Origin of the sequence: Streptomyces sulphureus DSM 40104 (assembly GCF_000381025.1) — a bacterium.
GTDB lineage: Bacteria > Actinomycetota > Actinomycetes > Streptomycetales > Streptomycetaceae > Streptomyces > Streptomyces sulphureus.
Window position 1 is genome coordinate 211,703 of sequence record NZ_KB905818.1, and the last position, 23,915, is coordinate 235,617.

Consider the following 23,915-nt stretch of genomic DNA (forward strand, 5'->3'; position numbering starts at 1 on the left):
TCGAACGTGAGCTGGCTCCTATGAGGGAGCCCACCCCAGAACCTCCCGTCGATGTCCCCGGGGCACCGCTCGTAAGCACACCGCCACCGGCAACTGACCCTCGGTGACGAGGAGATGACGACCCGGCCGAGGCCCTCGCACACGCGACGACCCCCGCCTCCGCGGGGCTGCGCCTGCGGGAGCGGGGGTCGGGCTTCGGGGCCTGTCGGCCTCAGGACTGGGGCCGGCGGCCGTGGTTGGCCGCGTTGTTGCGGCGGGCCTTCTTCTTGCGGCGACGCTTCGACGACATGGCGGTCTCCTCTCTGCCTCTACCTGGTGCTCGGTGGCGCGCACAGCTCCACCGAGGGGACACCCTGCCATCCGGAGCCCCGGCGTGCGAACACGGGCTGTGGTCACCCGCGTCCGACAGCCCGCGCAACGGGTCCTCCTCGGGTGGTGCCCGCCCGCGAGCGCGCCTACGTTCGCCTTATGAACGCACCGAACCTCGCCCGCACCGTCGCGATGACAGCCGGCGGTCCCGTGGACGCCGCGGGCACCTTCGTCAGCGTGGAACGGCCGATCGGCGAGGTGGGACCGCGCGATCTGCTCGTGCGGGTGCGCGCCGTCTCCGTCAACCCCGTCGATCTCAAGCAGCGCGCCTCCTACGACGGTTCCGACGGCGCCCGCGTGCTCGGGTACGACGCGGCGGGCACCGTCGTCGCGGTCGGCGACGGGGTCTCCTTCTTCGAGGTCGGCGACGACGTCTACTACGCAGGGTCGCTCTCCCGCAGCGGTTCCAACACGGACCACCAGCTCGTCGACGAGCGCCTCGTGGGCCACAAGCCCTCCGCGCTCGACTTCGCCGAGGCGGCAGCCGTGCCGCTCACGCTCCTCACCGCCTGGGAGGCGCTCTTCGAACGCTTCCGCCTCGGGTCGCGTAGCACCGGCACCCTCCTGGTGATGGGCGCGGCCGGCGGCGTCGGCTCCATGGTGGTCCAGCTCGCACGCCGGCTCACCGACGTGGAGGTGGTGGCGGCCGCCTCCCGCCCCGAGTCCGCGGAGTGGAGCCTCGATCTCGGCGCGCACCGCACGGTCGACCGCCACCGCCTGCGCGAGGAGGTCGGCCCCGACGCCGTGGACCACCTCTTCTCGCCCTTCTCGGCCGGCATGGTCCCCCTGTGTGCGGAGTTGCTGCGCGTCCACGGCGACGTCGTGGCGATCGACGAGCCGGAGGGGCTCGACCTCCTGCCGCTCAAAGAGAAGAGCCAGGGCTGGCTCTGGGAGTTCGTGTTCACCAGCCCGCTCCACGACGAGGAGTCGACGGCCCACCACGACGTGCTGGAGCAGGCCGCGGGGCTCTTCGACAGCGGAGTCCTGCGCACCACCCTCTCCCGCTGCACGGGACCGCTGAGTCCGTCCGTGCTGCGCGAGGCGCACCGCGCGGTCGAGGGCCACGGGATGGTGGGCAAGCTCGTGGTGACCGCCGAGGAGTAGCCGGGCCGACGACGTGCAGCCGCGGAAGCCGCGGGGAGGCCGTGGCGCCGTGCCGGGCATAGGCTCGTGCCATGGATGGGGTGCTGCCGTTCCTGGTCTTCGCCTGCTGCCTCGCCGTGACCCTGGCCGCGCTCGCGCTGCTGGCGTCCTTCGTCAGGCGTCGGGGGCTCGCGGGTACGGCGATCACGGCGGCCCTCGCGGCGCACGACGAGGCGTTCCGCGTCACCGCGCACGAGGCGCACCACGAGCTCCGTACCGAGGGCGAGCGCCGAGCCGTCGTCCCGTCGCCCGAGGGCCCGTTCACGCGCGGCTGTGCTCGGGGCCGGCTGCCGCGCCAGCGCACCCCGAGGATGCGCCGCGGCGGACGCCGGAGGTGACGCAGCGCCCGTGCTCAGCGCCCCTCGGCGAGGAAGTCGAGGACGAGCGGTGACGCCGTCTCGCGGAACTCCTCGAAGTAGCCGTGCCGGGCGCCCGCGAGCAACTCCAGGCGGGCGTGCGGGATGCGGGCGGCGAGGTGGTGGGCGTTGGCCGTCGGGTTGAGGAGGTCCTCGGTGCCGTGGACGACGAGCGTGGGCGCCGTGATGCGGGGGAGCACCTCCCAGGCGTCGTGCTCCTCGCTCGCGCGGAAGTGGGCGCGTCGCGCGGACGGGGACATCTGCGGGTCGCCGAGGGTGTGCTCGGGCGCCGGGTGGGTGGCCAACCACTCGGGGTTGTAGAGGAGTTCGAGCTGCGCCTGTGCCGAGCCGCCGGTGAGAGCGCGTCGGGCTGCCTCGTCGCGACGGGCGGCGTGCGGACCGCCGGGTGAGGTGCAGCCGAGGACCAGCCGGCGGACGCGGTGCGGATGGAGCGCCGCAAGCCACTGCGCCGTGCGCCCGCCCATCGAGGTGCCGTAGACGTCCGCGCTGTCGAGCCGTGCGTGGTCGAGCACGGCGACGACGTCCTGTGCGAACTGGTGTGTGCTGTACGGGCCTTGAGGGCTGTCGCTGGCGCCGGTGCCGCGGTGGTCCGGGGTGAGGACGGTGTGTGCGGTTTCGAAGTCGGCGCGCACGCCGTCCCACCAGCGGTGCGAGGCGGCCTGCCCCGCGAGCAGCACCAGTGGCGGACCGTCGCCCGTGGTCCGGTAGGCGATCCGGGTCCCGTCGGGGGCGGTGGCGTACGGCACGGGCGGCACTCCTGGGGCGGGGACGGTGGCCACTGCGACGGTAGGCGACATGTCGCGCCTTCGCCCAGCGCCCCGTTCCGTGCGTACCGGACGGCGGTTTCCCGCGGGCCGCATTCTCAACGGACCGTTGATGAGGGGGCAGTTGCCTCTCGGAGGTGGCGTCGCGCCGGCCGAGAGGCTCACCACGCACTCCAGGTGCGCCCCTGGCGGAGGTCAACTGGCCCTCAGCGAACGGGTGCAGAGGCTGTTGCCGAGGAGCGTCGGCGCAGTCGCACTGTCGAGCGGTGGAGCTCCAAGGCGGCGCCGGTCCGCGCCCCAACCGGCGGTTGGGGCGTCCCGAACGACGGCCCGCCGGTCGTCCGCGGCAGCGGCACGGCCAGCCGTCGCGGCCCCTGTCGCCGCCCGTCCGCGCCGAGACGGAGTCGCGGGGCGCCCCGGCCGGCAGGCCCGCGCGCCCGGGGAGGCCCGCGCTGTACAGGTGCCGGTTCCTGGGACGGTGAAAAGCGCTGCTGCCTGCCATCAGCTCGCGCAGTCGCGCAATCCGTCCATGTGCAGGGCGAGTGGGCGGAAGGCTCCCCGAAGCGGTCGGGCAGCGGAACGTCGCCGAGCCGCGGGTCCTCGCCCGTCCCGTCATCAGGGGAACGGCTGGCACCTACCTGACGCCCGCCCCCTTCGTGCGGAGGCGACGGTAGCCCCGCGCCGTGCCGCGCGCACCCGGCGCGGGTGCGGCGTCCTGCACCCGTGGGACCTCCACCCCGTGCCTACCCCCGTCGCCACTGCGTACCGTGGAAGAGAAAGCGGAATGACAGACTCCGAGCACGGGAGCGGAGCGAGCACACTCGGACCGCCCGCCGACCACGTACGGTCACCGGCCTCCGGCGACAGGACGCGCACCATGGACCCCGCCACCCGCACGGCACACCGGACCGATCTGCCCCGCACCGCAGCCGCGGCGCGAGAGGGCCGGGAGTTCGTGCGCCGGGTGCTGGAGGAGGCGGGGGCCGCCGGCACGCTCGACGTGCGGCTCGTCGAGCTGCTCACCACGGAACTGGTCAGCAACGCCGTCGAGCACGAGAGCCAGGGCGACACGGTGGCCCTGGCCGTCGCGGTCCTTCCCGACGACGGAGGCGTCCTCGTCGAGGTCCGCGACCACGGGGGCGAGCTCGTCGAGGGACTCCTCCAGGACGCCCCCGCCGAGAACGTACTCTCCCGGGTCTCGGAGGTCGACATCCTCCCCGAGGACGGCCGTGGCCTGCTGCTGGTGCGGGAGCTCAGCGACGCGTGCGGAAGCTGGGCGACGCCGCAGGGCAAGGCCGCCTGGTTCCTGGTGCGCGCGGGGCGTCCGCACAGCCGTGGCCTGCGCGGCTGGTGGCGCAGGCGGCGCTCGGACGGCGGGACGGACGGCGGTTGACCCCTTCAGCTCCCCGCGAGCGTCGCCACCAGGACGGCCTTGATGGTGTGCATGCGGTTCTCCGCCTCGTCGAAGACGACGGAGTGCTCCGACTCGAAGACCTCGTCGGTGACCTCCAGCGAATCCAGCCCGTACTCCTCGTGGATCTCGCGGGCGACGGAGGTCCCGAGGTCGTGGAAGGCCGGCAGGCAGTGGAGGAACTTCACTGCGGGGTTGCCACTGGCGCGCAGCACGTCCATCGTCACCGCGTAGGGACTGAGCATCTCGATCCGCTCGGCCCAGACCTCCTTGGGCTCGCCCATCGAGACCCAGACGTCGGTCGCGACGTAGTCGGCCCCGCGCACGCCCTCGGTGACGTCCTCGGTGAGCGTGATCCGGGCGCCGGACTCCGCTGCGAGCGCGCGGGCGCGTGCGACGACCTGTTCCTCCGGCCACAGCGAGGACGGCGCGGCGATACGGACGTCCATCCCGAGCAACGCGCCTGTCACCAGGTAGGAGTTGCCCATGTTGTTCCGCGCGTCGCCGAGGTAGGCGAAGGCGAGCTGCTCCCACGGCTTCCCCGGCGCGTGCTCCGACATCGTCAGCACGTCGGCGAGCATCTGGGTGGGGTGCCACTCGTCGGTGAGCCCGTTGTAGACGGGGACACCGGCGTGTGCGGCGAGCTCCTCGACGACCGCCTGGCCGCTGCCCCGGTACTGGATCGCGTCGTAGATCCGCCCGAGGACGCGCGCGGTGTCGGCGGCCGACTCCTTGACGCCGACGTGCGAACCGGTCGGGTCGAGGTAGGTGGTGTGCGCGCCCTGGTCGGCCGCCGCGACCTCGAAGGAGGAGCGGGTCCGCGTCGACGCCTTCTCGAAGACGAGCGCGATGTTCTTCCCTTCGAGGCGCCGCTGCTCGGTCCCCGCCCGCTTCGCGGCTTTCAACTCCGAGGCGAGATCCACGAGATGGCGGAACTCCTCGGCGGTGAGGTCGGCCTCCTTCAGGAGGTGGCGGCCGGTGAGGTCTATCGCCATGGCGGACTCCTCGGTGCGCGTCCCGGCGTCGGGGCGCGCTGCTGTTCGTGGGGCAGTAGCGGAAGTCGGAATACTATACGCGCACCAGCATCCCTATGCGACGCGGGTCGCCCTCACACCCCGTCGCGCTCGACCGGGCAGCTCATGCACCGCGGCCCGCCCCGCCCCCGGCCGAGCTCGCTACCGGGGATCTCCACCACTTCGATCCCCTTGTGCCGCAGGTGTGCGTTGCTGGTGACGTTCCGTTCGTAGGCGAGGACGACCCCCGGCTCGACGGCGAGGACGTTGCAGCCGTCGTCCCACTGCTCGCGCTCGGCAGAGCGGACGTCCTGCGTCGGGGCGAGGACCCGGATGGCGTCGAGGCCGAGCGCCGAAGCGATGGCGCGGTGCATGTGCTCGGGCGGATGGTCGGTGACCTTCAGGTCCTTCGGCGAGCCCCCGGGCTCGATGGTGTACGAGCGGAGCATGCCGAGGCCCGCGTACTGGGTGAAGGCGTCCCCGTCGACCATCGTCATCACGGTGTCCAGGTGCATGAAGGCCCGGCGCTTCGGCATGTCCAGCGCCACGATGGTGCGTGCCGAGCCCGCCTCGAAGAGCCGCTCGGCGAGGAGTTCGACCGCCTGCGGCGTCGTCCGCTCGCTCATGCCGACGAGCACGGCACCGTTGCCGATCACCAGGACGTCGCCGCCCTCGATCGTCGACGGGTGCGGCCCCCTGCTCCCCTCCGACCACGTGTGGTACTCACCGGCGAGGTCGCCGGCGAAGAGCGGATGGTGGCGGTAGACGGCCTCGAAGTGGACGGTCTCGCGGCGTCTCGCCGGCCAGCGCATCGCGTTGATGCAGACGCCGTCGTAGACCCAGGCCGAAGAGTCCCGCGTGAAGAGGTGGTTGGGGAGCGGTGCGAGGAGGAACTCGTCGGGGTCGAGGACGTGGAAGCCGACGGAGGCCGGCTCGAGGTGGCCCTCCAGGAACTCGCGCTTCGTCATACCGCCGATGAGCGCCTCGGTGAGCTGCGACGTGGGGAGCGAGTCGAAGGCTGCCCGCAGTGTGTCCGTCGCCAGCGGGCCGTACTCGGACTCCTGGAAGACGCGGTCGAGGACGAGGGCCCTCGCCTCGGGGATCTCCAGGGTCTCGGCGAGGAGTTCGCCGAAGAGGTGGACCTCGACGCCCCGCGTACGCAGCGCCGTGGCGAGTGCGTCGTGCTCCTCGCGGGCGCGGCGTACCCAGAGGACGTCGTCGAAGAGGAGGTCGTCCTTGTTGGTCGGGGTGAGGCGTTTCAGCTCCAGGCCCGGCCGGTGGAGGATGACGCGGCGGAGCCTGCCTGTCTCGGAGTCGACGTGGAATCCCATGGGCCCATCCTCGCCGAGTACGGCGCCGCGTGCGTGAGGAAGCGTAGGGAAGGGCTTCTCCTCTCCGTGATGTTGAGCGCCGGGCCCGCCGTCTCGGGCAGAAACGTCGGGTTCGGCCGGTTCGTTCGTCGTCCTCGCGGAGCGCCACGTCCACATGGCCCGGCTCCCGTCCACGACACCGGCGGGGAGAGCGGAGGGCGCTCGAACCCGTCACCGGGGATCTCCACGCCTGCCACACCTGTCGATGGCGGAGATCGCCGAAGTCCTCTCCGGTGCGTCGGGCGCGCTGCTGTCCGCGCCGGACATGACCGAGAGGGAAGCGCTCACCGTCGGGATGCCGGAGAGTCGCACTCCTTCTCGGCTCGCCCGGTGCGTGACCCGGGCTCGCGGACGCCGGGCCGGGTGCGCTCTGCCGACGTCGCACATGATCTCGGTGCACTCGGTGGATCGGGGAGGAAGACGGCGCCGCTGTTCTCCCCGGCGCCGGACGACCGCGCTCGCCGCCGCGGCGTGCTTCCGTACCTCCGGGGCTTCGGCGGGGCGGGTCACATCGTCGGCGACTCGCCTTTCCGTGGGGGCAGTTGTGCATGCTGCGGCCCGGAAGCCGGGCGGCGGAGGCGCCCCGGGCGCGGAGTTCGCCGTGCCCGGGGCGCCTTCGCGTGCAGGTCGACGTTCTCGGCGGCTGTACCCACCGCCGCTGGGACGCGCCGCAGTCGGCGCGGGTCTCACTCCGAGCGGGGCATCCGGTTCCAGTGCGGGAGCATCACCAGGCAGGCCACGAGCGCCGCGGCAGCGAAGCCGTGGAAGAGCGCCTCGCCGCTGAGGAAGCCCGGCAGCAGACCGCCGAGGATCGCCCCGATCGACCCGCAGCCGTTGACGAGTCCGGTCACGGTGCCGGCTCCCGAGGAGCTGCCGAAGTCGACGGCGGCGACGCCGGCGATGAGCGCGTCGGCGGCGTAGGCCGCGAAACCGATGACGGTGAGGACGGCGACCATCACCGGGACGCTGCCGGTAGCGGTGAGCGGGCTGAAGAGCGCGAGCATCACCACCAGCACTCCGAGCGCAAGGACGCACGGCGGCATCCGGCGGGCGCCGAAGACGCGGTCGGAGAGCCACCCGACGGCGGGCGGCGCCAGCAGGCCGGCGATGCCGAAGGCGACCGGTATCAGCGTCGCCTCCAGGTGCGAGGCGTCCGGCAGTTGGCGACTGACGAGCACCGGACCCCACAGCAGCAGCGCGTACCGCGCGGGCTTGAGCAGGAAGTACGCGAGCCCGAGGGTGAGCACCATCCGGTCGCGCAGCGCTTCGCGGTAGAGGGTCAGGGTGCTGGGCCTCGGCGCCTGCTCCCCGTCGGTGTGCGCGTCGGCGGGCTCGGACTCCCCGGCGAGGGGCGGCAGTCCGACGTCCTCCGGGCGGTTGCGCTGGAAGACGACGAAGAGGAGCAGTACGACGGAGAGCGTCGCCGCGGAGGCGAAGAACGCCACCCGCCAGTCGTCGAAGAGCGAGTACGCGCACCAGCCGAGGAACGGCGGTGCGACGAGCCCGCCGAAGGCGTAGCTGGAGCACCAGAGTCCGAGCACCCGGCCACGCTCGTGGAGCGGGAAGAAGGCGACGACGTTCTTGCACAGCGCCGCCCAGCCCGTCGACTGCGCCAGCCCCATCAGCACCATCGCGCCGCCGAAGACGAGCACCGCGCTGCTCACACCGAGCAGCACCGCGGCGGCGACGGCGCCGATCATGCCGCCGATGACGACGACGCGCGGCCCGAAGCGGTCCGCCCACGTACCCCAGAGGAACTGGCCGACGGCGTACGCGGCGAGGTAGACGGCGTCGATCACACCGAGCGCGTGCTCGGTCAACACGCCGTTCACCGAGGGATCGTCGAGGATGCCGAGCTTGGCGACGGAGAACGCCTGCCGGACGACGTAGTACCCGGCGTAGGCGAGCCATGTCACCGCGAAGATCTGCCAACTCCAGCGCAGGGAACGGCGGGTGGGACGGTGCGGGCGCGGTGTCGTGCCCGCCGGCTCGTCGGAGGCGGCCGAGGCCGGTGGGGGTTCGGGAGGGGAGCCGGCGGCGCCGGATTGCGTGGTTCCACTCATCGCGAAATCCGTTTCTGGGCAGGGGGTACCGGGGTGACCGGGTATGGAGGCATGCCGAACTCGCCCCGCGGCAGGCCGGATGGACCCTCGGCGTGCCCCGGGGGCGGGGAGAGGAGGAGTGAGGGGAGCCGATGCGGGGCGCTCGCGTGGAGCGCCCCGCGGTCGGGGCGGCTCAGTGCGTGGGTTGGAGAGCGCCGTCGAAGGTGGCCGCGGCGAGGCCGAAGGAGAGGGTCATGCCGATGCCGGAGGTCACGGCGAGGGCGCGGACGCCCGGAGCGAGGTCGCGCACGAGCAGCGGACCGCGCGCGCTGCTCGCGTAGACGCCCTGCCACCGCTCGCGCACCCGGAGCGTGTCGACGCCCAGGAGTTCGGCGGTGGCGTCGAGGAGGAGCTGCGCGGCACCCTCGTCGACGAAGGGGCTGGCCGTCGGTGCGTAGGAGTGCGAGTCGCCGACGAGGAGGGTGCCGTCGGGCAGTGCGGTGCACATGACGTTCGCGCCGATGTCGAGCAACTCAGGGCTGTGCTCGGTGGTTTCGGTGCGCAGCGCGGTCGCGGAGGGCTGCGCCGTGAAACCGTCGTAGCGGAGCATGGAGGTGCCGGTGAGCACCGCGGCCTCGGTGCGCAGGCTCTCGGGCGCCGTCACGCGCGCCATGGTGAGCCGGCAGCGCTCGACGCCGTGGTCCTCGGCCGCCTGGGGGAAGAGCCGGTCCAGGTCGTGGCCGACGCAGAGCAGGACACGCGCGGCGGTGAACGTTCCGCGGGTGGTGTGCACGGTGCCCGATTCCGCGCCGGTGACCGCGGTGCCCCAGTGGAGTTGCACGCCCGGTTGTCCCGACAGCCACTCGGCGAGCGCCGGTGCCGCGGTCCGCGGGTTCACCCGGAGGTCGTCCGGGAGGAAGGCGCCGCCCACGGCCGGCCGCCGGCCGTCCGGGTCCGGACCGCCGAGCGCCTCGGCGAGCTGCGCCGCCGTGCACAACCGGACGCTGTCACCGCCGCGTTCGGCGCGCAGCTCCTCGAGTACGGCGAGCTCGACGGGGGAGCGGGCGACGACGTAGGCGCCCGCCTCGCGCGCCCACATGCCCGTCGCCTCGGCGGCGTGCAGCCAGCCGGCGCGCGAGGCGTAGGCGGTCTCCAGCAGGTCGCCGTGCTGCGCGGTGACGCAGCAGTGGCCGAAGTTGCGGACGGAGGCGCCGACCGGCTCGTGGTCGCGCTCGACGACGGTGACGGACTGGCCGCGTCGCACGGCCTCGTAGGCGTGCGCGAGTCCGACGATGCCGGCGCCCACGATCAGCACGTCGCTGCTGCCGTTCGGGGGCTCGCGGCCGAGGTCGTCAACTCCGCGCTCTCTTGAGGGGGTTGCGGTATCCATGAGTCCGAGGATGCGGCGGCTGCGGAAGGCTGACAAGAGTTGTAGCTACAAGTTCCGGAGTGTTTACCTCAACGCCTCCGCGGACTCCGGGCGTTAGTCTCCGCGTAACCCCGATGGTCTTGGAAGCGGCCGGACTTGGTGCCATAGTCGTCTTGTGAAGACAAGTGACGAGGGGCCGCTCCACCGACGGCTCCGCACGGAGTTCCTGCGGCGCATCGAGTCCGGCGAGTGGCCCGAGGGACAGCCGGTCCCCAGCGAGGCCCAGCTCTGCCGCGAGTTCGGTACCTCTCGCGGACCGGTCCGGCAGGCGCTCGCGCTGCTGCGTCGAGACGGCAACCTCGTCGGCGGGCGCGGCAAGCCGCCGATCGCCCGGAAGACGACGCCGTCGCAGCCGTTCGCCTCGCTGATCTCGTTCACCCAGTGGGCGAGGTCGATCGACCGCGAGCCGGGCCAGCTCACCGTCGAGGTGGCGCGGCGACGTGCCACGGCGGAGGCGGCGGACCGACTGCAGATCGAAGAAGGCGACCCCGTCGTGGAGTTGGTGCGGCTGCGGCTGCTCGACGGCGTCCCGGCGATGGTCGAGCGCGCCACCTTCCGGTTCGAAGTGGGCCGCCACCTCTTCGAGTTCGACCCGGACACCGGCTCGATCTACGAGGCACTCTGCGCCTTCGGCGTCGACCTGCACCATGCGCGGCACACCATCGACGCCGTCGCCGCGGGCGACGACGACGCGGAGCTGCTCGGCGTCGCGAGCGGCGATCCGCTGCTGCGGGTGCGGCGGCAGACGTTCTCCGCCGAAGGCGAGCCGCTGGAGAGCGCCGACGACCGCTACCTGCCCGCGATGGCCACCTTCACCGTCGAGAACACCGCCGAGGGACGCACCGTCGTCGGGCGGTACCGCACGAACGAGGAGCAGACCCATGACTGAACTCGCCGTCTTCGACATGGCCGGCACCACCATCGAGGAGCACGGCGCGGTCTACGCCGCGCTGCGCCACTCCGTCGAGCACCACGGAGTGCCCGTCGACGCCGAGGACCTGCAGACGTGGATGGGCACCGACAAGCGGGAGGCGATGCACGCCCTGATCCGCCTCGGTGGCGGCAGCCCGACACCCGAACTGGTGGAGGAGTCCTACGAGGTGTTCAGCGCCCGACTCCGCGCGCTCTACGCGGAGACGCCGCCGATCCCGCTCCCCGGCGTCGCGGCGGCGCTCGCCGCGCTGCGCGCCGGCGGCGTGCGGGTCGCGCTCACCACCGGCTTCAGCGACGACGTGGCCGAGCCGCTGCTCGCCTCGCTCGGCTGGTCGGCGGAGCCGGGCGGCAGCCTCGACGCCGTCGTCACCTCGGACGCGGTGCCGCGCGGCCGGCCGGCGCCGTACATGATCCACCGCGCGATGGAGCGCACCGGCGTCCTCGACGTGCGGAAGGTGCTGGTCGCGGGCGACACCGCCGTTGACCTCCTCGCCGGCACCAACGCGGGTGCCGGCGAGGTGATCGGTGTACTCACCGGCGGTGTACCCCGCGAGGTCCTCGAAAAGGAGCCGCACACGCGGATTCTGGCGAGCGTGGCGGAGGTTCCCGAGGTGGTGCTCGCGGGAGCGTGAGCGGTGCGAGGGGCTCGGCGGGCGGCGACGCGCGGTGCGACGAGGCGCGCGGCGCCGTCCCGGGTGCCGGGTCCGAGGCGGTGTCGGTGCCGGGCGTACAACGGAGATCCGGCGCTGACGAGGGGCTGCCGCTCCGGGGGCCCCAGGCGCTCAGCAGTCATGACGAACACCGCCGAAACCGACGAGAGTTGGCAACCGCCTCGGCCGGCAGGCGACTCGCAGCCGCCGCTCTTCTCCACCATGGCGGCGATGCGGGCGATGGGTCGCCTCAAGCCCGGCCCCGTCCTCGAAGCCCCTCCTGGAGAAGCTGATCCAGGCGGCGGTGCGGCGCTGCTCGTCCTTGCGTGGCCGTTTCGCCCCGCCGTCCGATGTCGCATCGGTCCACGCCGAACTGCGCATATGGTTCCGGTTTCGCGTCGACTGGCCCGCCGCGGGCGCCTCGGGGCGATGCGTCGACGAGGCGGCTCGGCTCCTGCGGCGCCGCGAGCGGTTCGAGCACGCGGCTGCTGCAACGGCACTGGTCTCACGCTCCGGAGACAGGCCGAGCGCTCCCGCACACGCCCGTGCCGGGCCTGCGGTGGCGGGCCCGGCACGGGCGGTGACCTGCCTTCGGGGTCAACAGCGGTGCATGCCGCGGGAGTCGACCAGGAGCCTCAGCGGGCGCCGTCTCCCGCGAACTCCGTGGCCGCGGCCTCGCCGAGCTCGGTCGCCTCCGCGTGGTCCTCGTTCTTCGACACCTCGGTGCCGGGGAACGTCACGTAGCCGACGACCTTGCCGGAGACGCCGCCGGTGGCGGGATCGGGGTCGATACCCAGCTCGTCGGCCATCGCGTACGACGCCTCGCCGATGATCGAATCGGGGCCCTTGTCCCCGATCACGCCGTAGACGACCTTGTCCTCGTAGACAACGGCGCCCACGGTGCCGCAGTTGACGTCGGACGCGGCGTGGTCCCAGACGTCGCTCGGCAGCGGGACGACGACGTGCGGCAACGTCGCGGAGTTCAGCGGTTCGCCGTCGGACTGCACGCAGGCGGTCTCCGGTTGGAAGGCCGGGTCCGTGTTCTCGTTGCACTCGTCGCCGGGCTGGCCGTCGCAGTCCACGTCGAGGTCGGCCTGCCAGAACACCGCGTCGTTCTTTCCGCAGACGGGGATGGAGGGGGTGCCGCCCTCGTCCTCGGCGTACTCGCCGTCGGAGAGCTGCGTGCCGCAGGATTCCATCGCCGCGCGGAGTTGATCGGCCGTCGGACCCGCGGCCGAACTGCCGCTCACCGCGGTCGAGTCGACTGTGCCCGCGCCCTTGTCGGACGGCGTGCCCGCTTGTGCCGCGGGGACGAGCACGATCCCGACGAGCAGCGCTACGACCGCGGCCCACAGGGCGCGGCCGCGCCAGGGGATGGGGCGTCTCATCGAACCTCCAGGTGGCTGTAAGGGGCGAGGGGGGCTCGCCGTCGCGTGCACCCATGGACACGGCGGCCGGCGCTGCCTCCGCCCGATGCCGACGGAAGACATCGCCCGGTCGTGACGATGTCGTCGGATGGGTGCCTTGACCCGACGCTTCGGCGGGTCAGCCTCCTGTGCCGTCGTGCGCATGTCAATGCCGCCACGGTGCGATGCGCCGAATCGGCGGGGTGCTCCTGGCGGCAAGCCCCGTACGCGGCAGGGCACTTGTGGCCCGGCTCCGGCGCGGGTGGCGGTCACGTTCCGGTGCTCGAACGCGTCCTCGTCTCCGGCCGCCCGACGCGGCGGCGGACGTGGGCTACGGACGGCGCCCGGGAGCGAGTGTTCGCCGCGCTGATGGCCGATGCCGACGCTGTTCTGGGTCGTCTCGGTGGACTCCACCATCGTGCGCCGTACTCATCGCGAGCCGTCCGAAAGCACCTGCGTAAGCGCGGTATCCGCGCGGTGCTCCCTGTCCCCGCGGGTCAGAGGGGCCACCGTCTGCGTCGAGGTCGCCGCGGTGGCAGGCCGCCCACCGTGGACGTGAGGCATACGAACAGCACAACACGGTCGAGCGGTGCATCAATCGCCGGGAGCGATGGCGGCGTTGTTACCCGCTACGAAAAAACCGCGGTCATGTACCTGACCGGCTCCGACCGGGACGAGTGCCGTGACGGGGGGCGAGTGCGGGTGCCCTGTCAGCGGACGACGTCGAAGACGTTCAACTGCAACCCGTTGGAGTATGCCTCGTGCTCGACGAGCTTCAGCTTCTGTGCCTCCTTGTCGGTGGCGCTGAAGAGCCGCTTGCCCGCACCGAGCAGCAGCGGGAAGACGAGCAGGTGGTAGCGGTCGATGAGGCCGGCGTCGGAGAGCGTCCCGTTCAGGGCGGCGCTGCCGTGGACGATGATCGGGCCGCCCTCGGTCTCCTTCAGCGCGGCCACCTCGTCGAGCGAACGCAGGATCGTCGTGCCGCCCCAGTTCGACACCAGGTCGTCCTCGGTGAGCGTGGTGGACACCACGTACTTCGGCATCTCCTTGTAGCCGGCGAAGTCCTCCATGTCGGGCCACACCGGGCTGAACGCCTCGTAGCTGGTCCGGCCCATCAGGATCGCGGTGGCTTCCTTCTGCTCCCGGCCCTTGATCTCGAAGGCCCGGGGGAGGAACTCGACGTCTTTGAAGGTCCAGCCGGAGTTCCGGTACCCGGGCTCGCCGCCCGGGCCCTCCACGACGCCGTCGAGCGATATGAACGCCGAGCTGATCAGGGTGCGCATCTCGGTTCCTCGGTGTCTCGTGTGCGGATCTCAACGGGTGCCGGTGCACGCTTCGACGGCCCTCGTGACTGCGGTGCACCGCTCATGACCTATGACTGTGGAGCAGGGAGGAACTCATCGGTCGTCGCCACTCTTCTCGACAGCTCCGGCCCTCTGGATCATCCCGGTGAGCCACGCACGTGCCGGACCGTGTGACCTGGCCGCGACCGGTGGCGCGGCATCTCGATGCCGTCGCACTCCGTGAGCCGAACGAAACGGCCCAGGCGCGGAGTGCGGTCCGCGAGCCCGCTGCCCTCGGCCTGGGCTCGAAGCCCCACTTCCGGTCGGGGCGGCAGGGTTTGGCCTCACGGCTGCTCGACCCCGTGCATCGCGGGAGGCCGCGCTTCCACCCGTACGTCGGTGGCCGTCGCCGATCGCCGTCGGTCGTCGCGGCAGGGGTGCGGGCAGCCTCATGAGCGCGCTCAGCAGGGCGTGGGCAGAGCGCGAGCCCAGGAAATACCTGTCTCCGGGGGCGCCGAGTCGATCCGGACGCACCTCGCCAGGCCGGACCTCGTGTCCGCCGTCCGTCCGGCAGTTGGCGGAGGAGTGCGGCGCCCCCGGACCCTCATGACGCGGACCCCGACCGTCCGCGGACGGAGGGCCTGGTCAGCTCAGCGCGCGGCGCACCGCCGCGATCCGCTCCGGGCCGACCCGGCAGCACCCGCCGACGAGCCGCGCGCCCGCCGATACCCAGCCGTCGACGAGGCCCGGCGCGGCCGGGTCGTAGCTCGGCTCGCCGCTCCACGCCCGGCGGTCCGCGTCCCATCCCTCACCGCTGTTGGGATAGACGACGCCCGGCTTGCCCGCGTGCTCGGCGGCGAGCGGCAGTGCCCGCGTCGCCTCCTGCACGGTGCAGCAGTTGACGCCGACCGCCGCCACCTGCTCGACGCCTGCCGCGAGCGCCAGCGCCTCGCCGAGCGGCTCGCCCGTCCGCGTCCGTCCGCCCGAGGCGGTGAAGCTCAGCCAGACGGGCAGGCCGCATCCCTCCGAGGCCACGAGCAGCGCCTCCGCTTCGGCGGCCGACGGCACCGTCTCCAGCGCGAGGACGTCGGGGCCCGCCTCCGCGAGCGCTTCGACTCGGGGGCGGTGAAAGTCGGCCAACTCCCGTGTGCTCAGGCCGTATCGGCCGGTGTACTCGCTGCCGTCCGCGAGGACCGCGCCGTACGGGCCGACCGAGCCGGCGACGAAGACGCGCTCGCCACCGGCCTCCTCGGCCGCCTCGCGCGCGAGGCCGACGCTGCGCCGCAGCAGCCGTCTCGCCTCGGCGCGGGTGGCGCCGCGACGGGCGAAGCCCTCGAAGGACGCCTGATAGCTGGCGGTGATCAACACCTGCGCCCCCGCCCGGAGATAGGCGGCGTGCGCGGCGCGCACCAGCGCCGGGTCGTCCGCGAGGAGGCGCGCCGACCACAGTGCGTCGCCGAGGTCGGCGCCGAGCGCCTCCAACTCGTTGGAGAGCCCGCCGTCGAGGACGAGCGGGCCCTCGTCGAGGGCCGCCGCGAAGCCCGTCATGTCAACTGACGCCGGACCTGGCCGGAGATGAGCTCCAAGTGGCCGAGGTCGCTGAGGTCGAGGATCTGGAGGTAGATGCGGGTCGCGCCGAGCTCGGCATACCTGCCGATCTTCTCGACCACCTCGCCCGGAGTACCGGCGAGCCCGTTCTCCCTGAGCTCGTCGACGTCGCGGCCGATGGCGGCGGCTCGGCGGGCGACCTGCGCGTCGTCCTCCCCCACGCAGGCGACGAGTGCGTTGGAGTAGACGAGCTCCTCAGGCGCCCTGCCCCGCTCGGCCGCCGCCTCGCGGACGCGCGCGAACTGCTGCTCGGTCTCGGCGAGCGTGCCGAAGGGGAGGTTGAACTCGTCGGCGAACCGGGCGGCGAGCGCGGGTGTGCGCTCGGCGCCCTTGCCGCCGATGAGGACGGGCACATGGCGCTGGGCCGGCTTCGGGAGAGCGGGCGAGTCCTTGAGCCGGTAGTGCTCGCCCTCGTAGTCGAAACGCTCGCCGAGCGGCGTCTCCCAGAGACCGGTGACGATCTCCAACTGCTCCTCCAGCAGCCCGAACCGGCGAGCGGGGAAGGGGATGCCGTAGGCGGTGTGCTCCTCGGCGTACCAGCCCGTCCCCAAGCCGAACTCGACGCGGCCGCCGGACATCGCGTCGACCTGCGCGACCTGGATGGCGAGCGGTCCGGGGAGCCGGAAGGTCGCCGCCGTCATCAGGGTGCCGAGGCGGATGCGCCTGGTCTCCCTGGCGAGGCCGGCGAGGGTGATCCAGGCGTCCGTCGGGCCCGGCAGTCCTTCGGAGTCCCCCATGGCGAGGTAGTGGTCGGAGCGGTAGAAGGCGTCGAAGTCGAGATCCTCGGCCGCCTGCGCGACCTTGAGCAGCTCCTGGTAGGTGGCGCCCTGCTGGGGCTCGGTGAATACGCGGAGGTCCATGGCCACCATTGTCGCCCGCGAGCACGGGGGGTGACGGGCGGGGCGCAGGTCAGTGGACGCCGTGCTCGCGCAGCGCGAGCTTGCGGAGCATGCCGACGACGCGGTCGCCCGACTCGTCGGCGGTGTCGATCGCCTCGATGCACTGCCAGTAGAGCGCCTCGTCGTCCGCGGTCACGGCGACCGCGACGAGCGCGGCGCCGACCTCGCCGAGGAGCTCCCCGAGACCGCGCAGGGCGCACTGCGGGTCCTCGACGAGCGTGAGCGCCACGGCTCTCGGGCCGCACGCCTCTTGCGGCTGCGGGCGCTCGGTGACACCGGTGGGGCGGGTCGCGGCCTCTTTCAACGCCTGCGCCTCGGCCCGGAGTTCGGGCGGGCCGCCGTGTGCGAGCTGCGTTCCGATCGCCTCGGCAAGGGCCTGTGCCTGCCATGCCTCGGCCACGATGTCGTGTACGGCGCTGCTTTGGGACAGTGCTTGCCGGGTGGCGGCGATGAGCCGTAGGGCGTCCATCTGCCATCCCCTCCGCTGGTTGTCACCCAGCGTGACCACAATCGGCCTTGTTCGCCAGGGAGTTTGGGAAATCACTGGATAAACCGCCCCGTGTGGACAGTTCCCTCACTCCATAGAGTGACCGATTCCGGTACTCGGGAAACGTTCCCTCGGCGGCGCTTCCTGGGCGTTTCCGGTTCGGGCCGGCCGAGGGCGTCAACTCCAGGGTGGCGCGGGGTGCGTGAGGTGTCCTCGGGAGGCGCGGGGCATGCGCGGCGCAGCGCGTGCCACGGGCCGCACGCGGGGCGTGGGGGAACGGGCGGTGGCGGATCACGGGTCGGCGGCTCCGGGTTCGACGGTGCGGTGCCGTTGCGGCGGGGGTGTGGAGGGCCCTCTGACGGAGGGGAGGCGGCGCTCCGTGGTCGGCGGGAAGGCGGCTTCCATGGCAGGGACCGTATGCACGGGCCGGGTTGGCGAACCGTTCCACCGGACGCGAACTCCCCCGAACGGGTGAGGAGATGGTGACTGCGGCAGCCGCGGAGCCGCCCTTCCGTCTATCGCGTACTCGTGACGGAAGTAAGAAACTGGTGATACGTTCGCAGGACTTCGCAAGACTGCCCGGCGCGTCCCCTCACTCCAACCCCCGTGCGGGAGGCCGACGTTGAGCCCGTTCACCGGAAGCGCACACCGGACCGACGACTGGCGGCACCTGAGGGTCGAGGAGGAGGGCGGCGTCGTCACGGTCACCCTGGCGCGCCCCGAGCGCCTCAACGCGCTCACCTTCGGCGCCTACGCCGACCTCCGCGACCTCCTCGCGCAGCTCTCGCGGGAGAACCGCACGCGCGTCCTCGTCCTCGCGGGGGAGGGGGGCGGCTTCTGCTCGGGAGGCGACGTCGACGAGATCATCGGCGCCACCCTCGGTATGGAGACCTCCCAACTCCTCGACTTCAACAGGATGACGGGACAGGTGGTACGGGCGCTGCGTGAGGCGCCCTTCCCCGTCGTCGCCGCCGTCCACGGCGCCGCCGCCGGAGCCGGCGCGGTGCTCGCGCTCGCCTCGGACTTCCGCATCGCCGACCCGACCGCGCGGTTCTCCTTCCTCTTCACCAAGGTCGGCCTCTCCGGCGGCGACATGGGCGCCGCCTACCTGCTGCCGCGCCTCGTCGGCCTCGGCCACGCCACCCGCATCCTGCTCCTCGGCGACCAGGTGCGCGCGCCCGAGGCCGAACGCATAGGGCTGCTCAGCGAGTTGACCGCGGAGGCGGGCGCCGACGCCGCCGCCGCGGCCCTCGCCGGGCGGCTCGCCGCCGGGCCTGCCCTCGCCTACGCGCAGACCAAGGCGCTCCTCACAGCCGAGCTCGACCTCACCCTCTCCGGCGCCGTCGAACTCGACGCCGCGACGCAGGCGTTGCTCATGCACAGCGCCGACTACCGGGAGTTCCACGCCGCGTTCACGGGCCGCCGCGAACCCGAGTGGGAGGGGCGCTGAGGTGGGCGGCGCGGCGGAGCGCCGCGGGCCGCGGCGGATCGCCGTCGCCGGCGGCGGTCCCGGCGGGCTCTACGCCGCCGCACTCCTGAAGCGGCTCGACCCGGCGCGCCAGGTCACCGTCTGGGAGCGCAACCCGCCGGAGCACACTTTCGGCTACGGGATCGTCCTCTCCGACGAGACGCTAGGCGGCATCGCCTCGGCCGACCCCGAGTTCCACGCCGCGCTGCAACGAGAGCTGGTGCGCTGGGACGACATCGCCGTGACGCACCGCGGACGCACGCTCCGCTCCTCGGGCCACGCCTTCGCCGCGCTGGAGCGCCGGCGTCTCCTCGCGCTGCTCCAGCGCCACTGCCGCGCCCTCGGCGTCGACCTGCGCTTCGAGGCCGTGGCCCCGCCGCACGCGCGGCTCGCGGCCGAGTACGACCTGGTCGTCGCAGCGGACGGCGTGCACAGCGCCGTCCGCACGGCCGCCGCCGCGCACTTCGCGCCGCACACCGTCGCGCACCGGAGCCGGTACCTCTGGATGACCGCCGAACTTCCCCTCGACGCCTTCCACTTCGAGACGGCGGAGACGCCGCACGGCGTCGTCCAACTCCACGCCTACCCGTACCGCACCGCCGAGGCGGCCGACGGACGCGCGCCCGCCGCGACCGTCCTCGTCGAGGCGCGCGACGAGGTGTGGGAGGCACTCGGACTCGACCGGCCGGGCGAGCAGGCACGCGCCGAGCGGTGCTCCCGGCTCTTCCCGCACACCCTCGACGGCGCGCTCCCGCGCGGCGACCAGCAGCGGGGCAGCGTCTTCCGCACCCTCGTCAACGGCCGCTGGTCGTACGGGAACACGGTCCTCATCGGGGACGCCGCGCACACTGCGCACTTCTCCATCGGCTCGGGGACCAAGCTCGCCATGGAGGACGCGCTCGCGCTCGCCGCCTGCCTCCGCGAACACGACGATCTCCAGGGGGCGTTCGCCGCGTACGAGGAGGAGCGCCGCCCCGTCGTCACGTCGACGCAGCGTGCGGCGCGCGCGAGCCTGGAGTGGTTCGAGGAGCTGCGCCGCTACACGGAGCAGCCGCCGTACCGGTTCGCCTTCAACCTCCTCACCCGCAGCCGCCGCGTCACGCACGAGAACCTGCGCCTGCGCGACCCGGCGTTCACCGCGGCCGTGGAGCGCGAGGCGGGCCAACCGGCGGACACACCCGCGATGTTCACCCCCTTCCGGCTCCGCGGGCTGCGGCTGCGCAACCGCGTCGTCGTCTCCTCGATGGACATGTACCGCGCGCAGGAGGGCGTGCCGGGCGACTTCCACCTCGTCCACCTCGCCTCGCGGGCGCTCGGCGGGGCGGGGCTCACCATGACGGAGATGGTCTGCGTCTCACCGCGCGGCAGGATCACGCCGGGCTGCACCGGGCTCTGGAACGCCGCGCAGGGCGCTGCCTGGCGGCGCATCGTCGCCGCCGTGCACCGGGAGTCGCCGACGGCGGCGATCGGTGTGCAGCTCGGCCACTCGGGCCGCAAGGGGTCGACACGGGTCATGTGGGAAGGCATCGACCAGCCGCTCCCCGAAGGCAACTGGCCGCTCGTCGCCCCGTCCCCGCTGCCGTACCTCCGCGGCACCAGCCAGACGCCGCATGCCCTCGACGCGTCCGAACTGGCGGCGATCCGCGAGGAGTTCACGTCGGCGACGGAGCGCGCGGCAGCGGCAGGATTCGACCTCCTCGAACTCCACTGCGCACACGGCTACCTCCTCTCCTCCTTCCTCTCCCCGCTCACCAACCGGCGCACCGACGCCTACGGAGGGGACCTCGCGGGCCGCCTGCGCTACCCGCTGGAAGTCTTCGACGCGGTGCGCGCGGTCTGGCCGGCCGACCGCCCGATGACGGTGCGCATCTCGGCGACGGACTGGGCGCCCGGCGGCACCACGACCGGGGACGCCGTCCGCATCTCGGCCGCCTTCGCCGCGCACGGCGCCGACGCGGTCGACGTCTCGACGGGCCAGGTGGTCCCGGAGGAGCGTCCCGACTTCGGGCGCTCGTACCAGACCCCGTACGCCGACCTGATCCGCAACGAGCTCGGCGTCCCGGTGATCGCAGTCGGAGCCCTCTCGTCCTGGGACGACGTCAACTCGCTCCTCCTCGCCGGCCGCGCCGACCTCTGCGCCCTCGCGAGGCCGCACCTGTGGGACCCGCACTGGACCCTCCACGCCGCCGCCGACCAGGGGTACGAGGGTCCGGGGGCGCCGTGGCCCGAGCCGTACCGCGCGGGGAGCAGGCGTCCGCCGGCGGGGAGGGAGGGGCGGCCCAGGCCGCGTCTCACGCTGGGGAGTTGAGGGAAAGGCGGCTCAACGCTCGTCCGAGCGCCCGTCGTCCTCCTCGTCCTCCGGCCAACTCGCGCCCGGCTCACCGAGGTTGGCGATGATGACGGCGGTCGGCGGGATGACCATGGCGACCACGCACATGCCGATCGCCGCCGGCACCGACCAGAGGCGCACGAAAGCCCAGGCGCAGACGAAGAGCACCAGGCAGCACGCCATCAGCACGCCGTAGACCCACCGTTTCCTCGTGGGCCGTCCGCGAGATCCTCGGCCGCTCCCGGCCGGATCGCCGGCGTCGCGTGGCATGCTCCCAGCGTACGGCGGAGTACCGGGGCGCACATGTCGAGCGCCGCGCGGCCACGGTACGTGTGCGGGCGGTTGCGAGGAGCCCGTCACCGCACCTCTTCGGCTCCTCTCACCTCCGCGACGAACTCCGCTGCGGCCGCGCCGAGCAGCTCGTGGAGACCGGTGAAGACCTCCGCCGAGCGCCGGCCCGGCCAGCCGGCGGGCAGTAGCGCGGCGGGCAGGCCGGGGTCGGCGTAGGGCAGGCGGCGCCAGGAGTCGAGGGCGAGCAGGTAGTCCCGGTAGGCGCACTCGGGCGGCCGGGTGCGGCGGCGCCGCCAGGCCCGCAGGACGGGCTGCTGCTCGTCGAGGAAAGCACGGTGGAGTGCGGCGATCCCCTCCAGGTCCCACCATCGCGAGACGGCTTCGGGCGTCGGCGCGAACCCGGTGTGCGTGCCGCGGAAGAGGTCGACGTACTGCTCCAACTCCAGCCGCTCCAGGGTGTGTCGGGCCTCGTCCTCCAGGCGGGCGGGGGCGATCCAGACGCCGGGGGCCGCGTTGCCGAAGCCGAGCCGTGCGAGCCGCGAGCGGAGCAGGTGGCGCTGCGTGCGGAGCTCCTCCGGGACGGAGAAGACGGCGAGGAGCCAGTCGTCGCCCGGCTCGGGGCGTGCGTAGATTCGCCGGTCGCCGTCGGCGAGAAGCTCCCTTGCCGCCTGCGACGGGGCGTACGCCGCCGCCTTGCTGCCGGGCCGGTCGGCGGTGAGCAGTCCGCGGCGCTTGAGCCGCGAGACGGCCGAGCGCACCGCCGGAGGGTCGACGCCGAGCGCACCGAGGAGCCGGATCAGCGCGGCGACGGGCACGCTCCCCGCGCCGCCGAACTCCCTTCCGTACGCGCCGTAGAAGGTGAGGATCAACGAGCCGGGCGAGCGCCGCGTGCCCTTGCTGGAGTCTGCCGCCACGGCGACAACTCTAGAGGTCCGTCGGCGCCGTCCCGGGGCTCATGTCCCGCTGCGCAGCCGGAACCGCTGGAGCTTCCCCGTCGGGGTGCGCGGCAGCACGTCGGCGAAGACGAACTCGCGCGGCACCTTGTAGGGGACGAGCTCGCCCGCCGTGAACTCCCGCAGCCGCGCGGCGGTTTCGTCGTCGCGCGGCACGTCCTCGGCGAGGACGAGGTGCGCGACGACGACCTGTCCGCGCCGCGCGTCCGCCCGCCCGACGACGGCGGCCTCGGCGACGTCGGGATGGCGCAGCAGCGCCTCTTCCACCTCGGGACCCGGCACGTTGTACCCGGAGGTGATGATCATGTCGTCCGCGCGTGCCACGTACCGGAAGCGGCCGTCGGGCTCCCGCACGTACGTGTCGCCCGTGAGGTTCCAGCCGCCGCGTACGTAGGAGCGCTGCCGCTCGTCCGCGAGGTACCGGCAGCCGACGGGACCGCGGACCGCGAGCAGTCCGGGCTCGCCGTCCGGTACGGGCGTGATGCCGTCGTCGGCGACGACGCGGGCGCGGAAGCCCGGCACGGGCAGCCCCGTGGTGCCGGGACGTATGTCCTCGTCGGCGGCGGAGAGGAAGATGTGGAGCATCTCCGTCGCGCCGATGCCGTCGATGAGGCGGAGGCCGGTGTGCCGGTGCCATGCGTGCCAGGTTCCGGCCGGCAGGTGCTCGCCCGCGGAGACGCACCGGCGCAGTGAGGTCAGGTCGTACGGCGCGTCGCGGAGGGCGGCGAGCATCCCGCGGTACGCGGTCGGCGCGGTGAAGAACACGGAGACCCGGTGGCGCGCGATCGCCTCCAGCATCTCCGCGGGCCCCGACCAGTGCCCGAGAAGGGAGGCGGCTCCGGCGCGCAGCGGGAAGACGAGGAGGCCGCCGAGGCCGAACGTGAAGCCGAGCGGGGGGCTTCCGGCGAAGAGGTCGTCGGCGCAGGGGCGCAGCACGCGGGCCGAGAACGTGTCGGCGATGGCGAGCACGTCCCGGTGGAAGTGTGCGCAGCCCTTGGGGTCGCCTGTGGTGCCCGAGGTGTAGGCGAGGAGCGCGACGTCGTCGGCGGCGGTCGGTACGGCCTCGTACACGGGCGGCTTCCGTGCGGCGCGTCGGAAGAGTTCGTCGGGTCTTCCGTCGCCGAAGACGGCGGTGCGCAGGCCGGGGACGCCGGCCGCGGTGAGCCCGTCGAGCGAGTCGGCCGAGCAGACGGCGTGCCCGATGCGGGCGAGCCGGCAGATGGTGGCCAGCTCTCCGGGGCGCTGCCCGGCGAGGACGGTGACCGCGACGCCGCCCGCCTTCATCACGGCGAGCCAACACGCAGCCATTTCAGGGCTGTTGGGGCCGCGTAAGAGCACCCGGTTGCCGGGGCGCACCTCCAGGTCTTCGGTGAGCGTGTGCGCCAACCGATCGACGTGGGCGCGCAGTTCCCCGTACGTCCAGTCGATGTCGGGGGCTTCCGGGTCGGCGGAGGGGCCGCGCAGCGCCGGGCGGTCGGGGCCGTGACGGGCGAGGGTCGTGTCGAGGAGTTCGGCGCCGCAGTTGAGGCGTGGCGGGTAGGCGAGCCCGGCGCCCTCCAGGTCGAGCGAGGGCCACTCCTCGGCGGGCGGGAGGTGGTCCCTGGCGAAGGTGTCGGCATGTGCGGACGGGCTCAACTCCATTGCCGTGACGCCCCCTCGGCGGTTCGCGCGCGGTCGGCTGAGCCGGGTC

The 23,915-nt window shown here is 73.0% G+C and carries 21 protein-coding genes and 1 pseudogene; 8 read left to right on the forward strand and 14 right to left on the reverse strand.

The window, feature by feature from the left end; all coding sequences use genetic code 11:
- Positions 1-211: 211 nt before the first annotated feature.
- Positions 212-289 (reverse strand): hypothetical protein, encoded by a 78-nt coding sequence (locus tag F603_RS36650; protein WP_469818005.1) that lies wholly within the window; start codon positions 287-289, stop codon positions 212-214.
- A 179-nt stretch (positions 290-468) separates the two neighbouring features.
- On the opposite strand from F603_RS36650, the gene F603_RS0118155 reads away from it, so the two are divergent.
- Complete coding sequence (locus F603_RS0118155; protein ID WP_019547404.1) at positions 469-1,473, forward strand: zinc-binding alcohol dehydrogenase family protein; 1,005 nt, start codon at positions 469-471, stop codon at positions 1,471-1,473.
- 71 nt (positions 1,474-1,544) lie between these two features.
- On the forward strand, positions 1,545-1,850 hold the full coding sequence (locus tag F603_RS0118160) for a hypothetical protein (protein ID WP_019547405.1): 306 nt from the start codon (positions 1,545-1,547) through the stop codon (positions 1,848-1,850).
- Positions 1,851-1,864: 14 nt separating this feature from the next.
- Here F603_RS0118160 and F603_RS0118165 read toward each other — a convergent pair whose 3' ends face one another.
- Positions 1,865-2,635: an alpha/beta fold hydrolase gene (locus F603_RS0118165; protein WP_019547406.1), complete on the reverse strand. Its 771-nt coding sequence runs from the start codon at positions 2,633-2,635 to the stop codon at positions 1,865-1,867.
- 895 nt (positions 2,636-3,530) lie between these two features.
- Between F603_RS0118165 and F603_RS0118170 the strand changes: the two genes are divergently transcribed.
- Positions 3,531-4,046, forward strand: coding sequence for an ATP-binding protein (locus F603_RS0118170; RefSeq protein ID WP_245600814.1), 516 nt, complete (start codon positions 3,531-3,533; stop codon positions 4,044-4,046).
- A gap of 5 nt (positions 4,047-4,051) precedes the next feature.
- On the opposite strand, the gene argF is transcribed toward F603_RS0118170, so the two are convergent.
- The 4 genes from argF to F603_RS0118190 all read right to left on the reverse strand — a co-directional run bounded on the left by argF (position 4,052) and on the right by F603_RS0118190 (position 9,879).
- Positions 4,052-5,059: an ornithine carbamoyltransferase gene (gene argF, locus F603_RS0118175; RefSeq protein ID WP_019547408.1), complete on the reverse strand. Its 1,008-nt coding sequence runs from the start codon at positions 5,057-5,059 to the stop codon at positions 4,052-4,054.
- A 113-nt stretch (positions 5,060-5,172) separates the two neighbouring features.
- A complete protein-coding gene (locus F603_RS0118180) occupies positions 5,173-6,408 on the reverse strand; it encodes an arginine deiminase (protein WP_019547409.1) in 1,236 nt (411 codons plus the stop codon).
- A 725-nt stretch (positions 6,409-7,133) separates the two neighbouring features.
- A complete protein-coding gene (locus F603_RS0118185) occupies positions 7,134-8,510 on the reverse strand; it encodes an MFS transporter (protein ID WP_019547410.1) in 1,377 nt (458 codons plus the stop codon).
- Positions 8,511-8,682: 172 nt separating this feature from the next.
- Positions 8,683-9,879: a TIGR03364 family FAD-dependent oxidoreductase gene (locus F603_RS0118190; protein WP_051096271.1), complete on the reverse strand. Its 1,197-nt coding sequence runs from the start codon at positions 9,877-9,879 to the stop codon at positions 8,683-8,685.
- A gap of 154 nt (positions 9,880-10,033) precedes the next feature.
- Here F603_RS0118190 and F603_RS0118195 point away from each other — a divergent pair, with 154 nt between their 5' ends.
- Both F603_RS0118195 and F603_RS0118200 read left to right on the forward strand, forming a co-directional pair.
- Positions 10,034-10,807, forward strand: a complete 774-nt coding sequence (locus F603_RS0118195) for a GntR family transcriptional regulator (protein ID WP_019547412.1) — start codon at positions 10,034-10,036, stop codon at positions 10,805-10,807.
- The gene (locus tag F603_RS0118200) at positions 10,800-11,483 is read left to right on the forward strand and encodes a phosphonatase-like hydrolase (RefSeq protein ID WP_019547413.1); all 684 of its coding nucleotides are present in this window, start codon (positions 10,800-10,802) and stop codon (positions 11,481-11,483) included. Before F603_RS0118195 ends, F603_RS0118200 begins: the two co-directional genes overlap by 8 nt.
- Positions 11,484-12,136: 653 nt before the next feature.
- On the opposite strand, the gene F603_RS0118205 is transcribed toward F603_RS0118200, so the two are convergent.
- Complete coding sequence (locus F603_RS0118205) at positions 12,137-12,889, reverse strand: glycoside hydrolase family 75 protein (protein ID WP_019547414.1); 753 nt, start codon at positions 12,887-12,889, stop codon at positions 12,137-12,139.
- Positions 12,890-13,330: 441 nt separating this feature from the next.
- Here F603_RS0118205 and F603_RS35915 point away from each other — a divergent pair.
- Positions 13,331-13,524 (forward strand): annotated as a pseudogene (locus F603_RS35915) (IS5/IS1182 family transposase); the annotation flags it as partial.
- Positions 13,525-13,617: 93 nt separating this feature from the next.
- Here the strand turns inward: F603_RS35915 and F603_RS0118210 are convergent.
- The 4 genes from F603_RS0118210 to F603_RS0118225 form a co-directional block, all read right to left on the reverse strand.
- A complete protein-coding gene (locus F603_RS0118210) occupies positions 13,618-14,190 on the reverse strand; it encodes a dihydrofolate reductase family protein (RefSeq protein WP_019547415.1) in 573 nt (190 codons plus the stop codon).
- A gap of 645 nt (positions 14,191-14,835) precedes the next feature.
- Positions 14,836-15,738 (reverse strand): homocysteine S-methyltransferase, encoded by a 903-nt coding sequence (gene mmuM / locus F603_RS0118215; protein WP_019547416.1) that lies wholly within the window; start codon positions 15,736-15,738, stop codon positions 14,836-14,838.
- A complete protein-coding gene (locus F603_RS0118220; RefSeq protein ID WP_019547417.1) occupies positions 15,735-16,658 on the reverse strand; it encodes an LLM class F420-dependent oxidoreductase in 924 nt (307 codons plus the stop codon). The genes mmuM and F603_RS0118220 overlap by 4 nt, the downstream gene beginning before the upstream one ends.
- A gap of 49 nt (positions 16,659-16,707) precedes the next feature.
- Positions 16,708-17,166, reverse strand: a complete 459-nt coding sequence (locus tag F603_RS0118225) for a DUF6099 family protein (protein ID WP_019547418.1) — start codon at positions 17,164-17,166, stop codon at positions 16,708-16,710.
- A gap of 640 nt (positions 17,167-17,806) precedes the next feature.
- Between F603_RS0118225 and F603_RS0118230 the strand changes: the two genes are divergently transcribed.
- Together F603_RS0118230 and F603_RS0118235 are read left to right on the forward strand one after the other, a co-directional pair.
- The gene (locus tag F603_RS0118230) at positions 17,807-18,634 is read left to right on the forward strand and encodes an enoyl-CoA hydratase family protein (RefSeq protein WP_019547419.1); all 828 of its coding nucleotides are present in this window, start codon (positions 17,807-17,809) and stop codon (positions 18,632-18,634) included.
- A 1-nt stretch (position 18,635) separates the two neighbouring features.
- Positions 18,636-20,960 carry a bifunctional salicylyl-CoA 5-hydroxylase/oxidoreductase gene (locus F603_RS0118235; protein WP_019547420.1) on the forward strand — a complete coding sequence of 775 codons (2,325 nt, stop codon included), beginning with the start codon at positions 18,636-18,638 and terminating at the stop codon, positions 20,958-20,960.
- Positions 20,961-20,972: 12 nt separating this feature from the next.
- Here F603_RS0118235 and F603_RS0118240 read toward each other — a convergent pair whose 3' ends face one another.
- The 3 genes from F603_RS0118240 to F603_RS0118250 all read right to left on the reverse strand — a co-directional run bounded on the left by F603_RS0118240 (position 20,973) and on the right by F603_RS0118250 (position 23,866).
- Positions 20,973-21,251: a DUF3099 domain-containing protein gene (locus F603_RS0118240; protein WP_078503689.1), complete on the reverse strand. Its 279-nt coding sequence runs from the start codon at positions 21,249-21,251 to the stop codon at positions 20,973-20,975.
- An 86-nt stretch (positions 21,252-21,337) separates the two neighbouring features.
- Positions 21,338-22,186, reverse strand: a complete 849-nt coding sequence (locus F603_RS0118245; RefSeq protein WP_019547422.1) for a PaaX family transcriptional regulator — start codon at positions 22,184-22,186, stop codon at positions 21,338-21,340.
- Positions 22,187-22,225: 39 nt separating this feature from the next.
- Positions 22,226-23,866, reverse strand: coding sequence for an AMP-binding protein (locus tag F603_RS0118250; protein ID WP_019547423.1), 1,641 nt, complete (start codon positions 23,864-23,866; stop codon positions 22,226-22,228).
- Positions 23,867-23,915 lie beyond the last annotated feature (49 nt).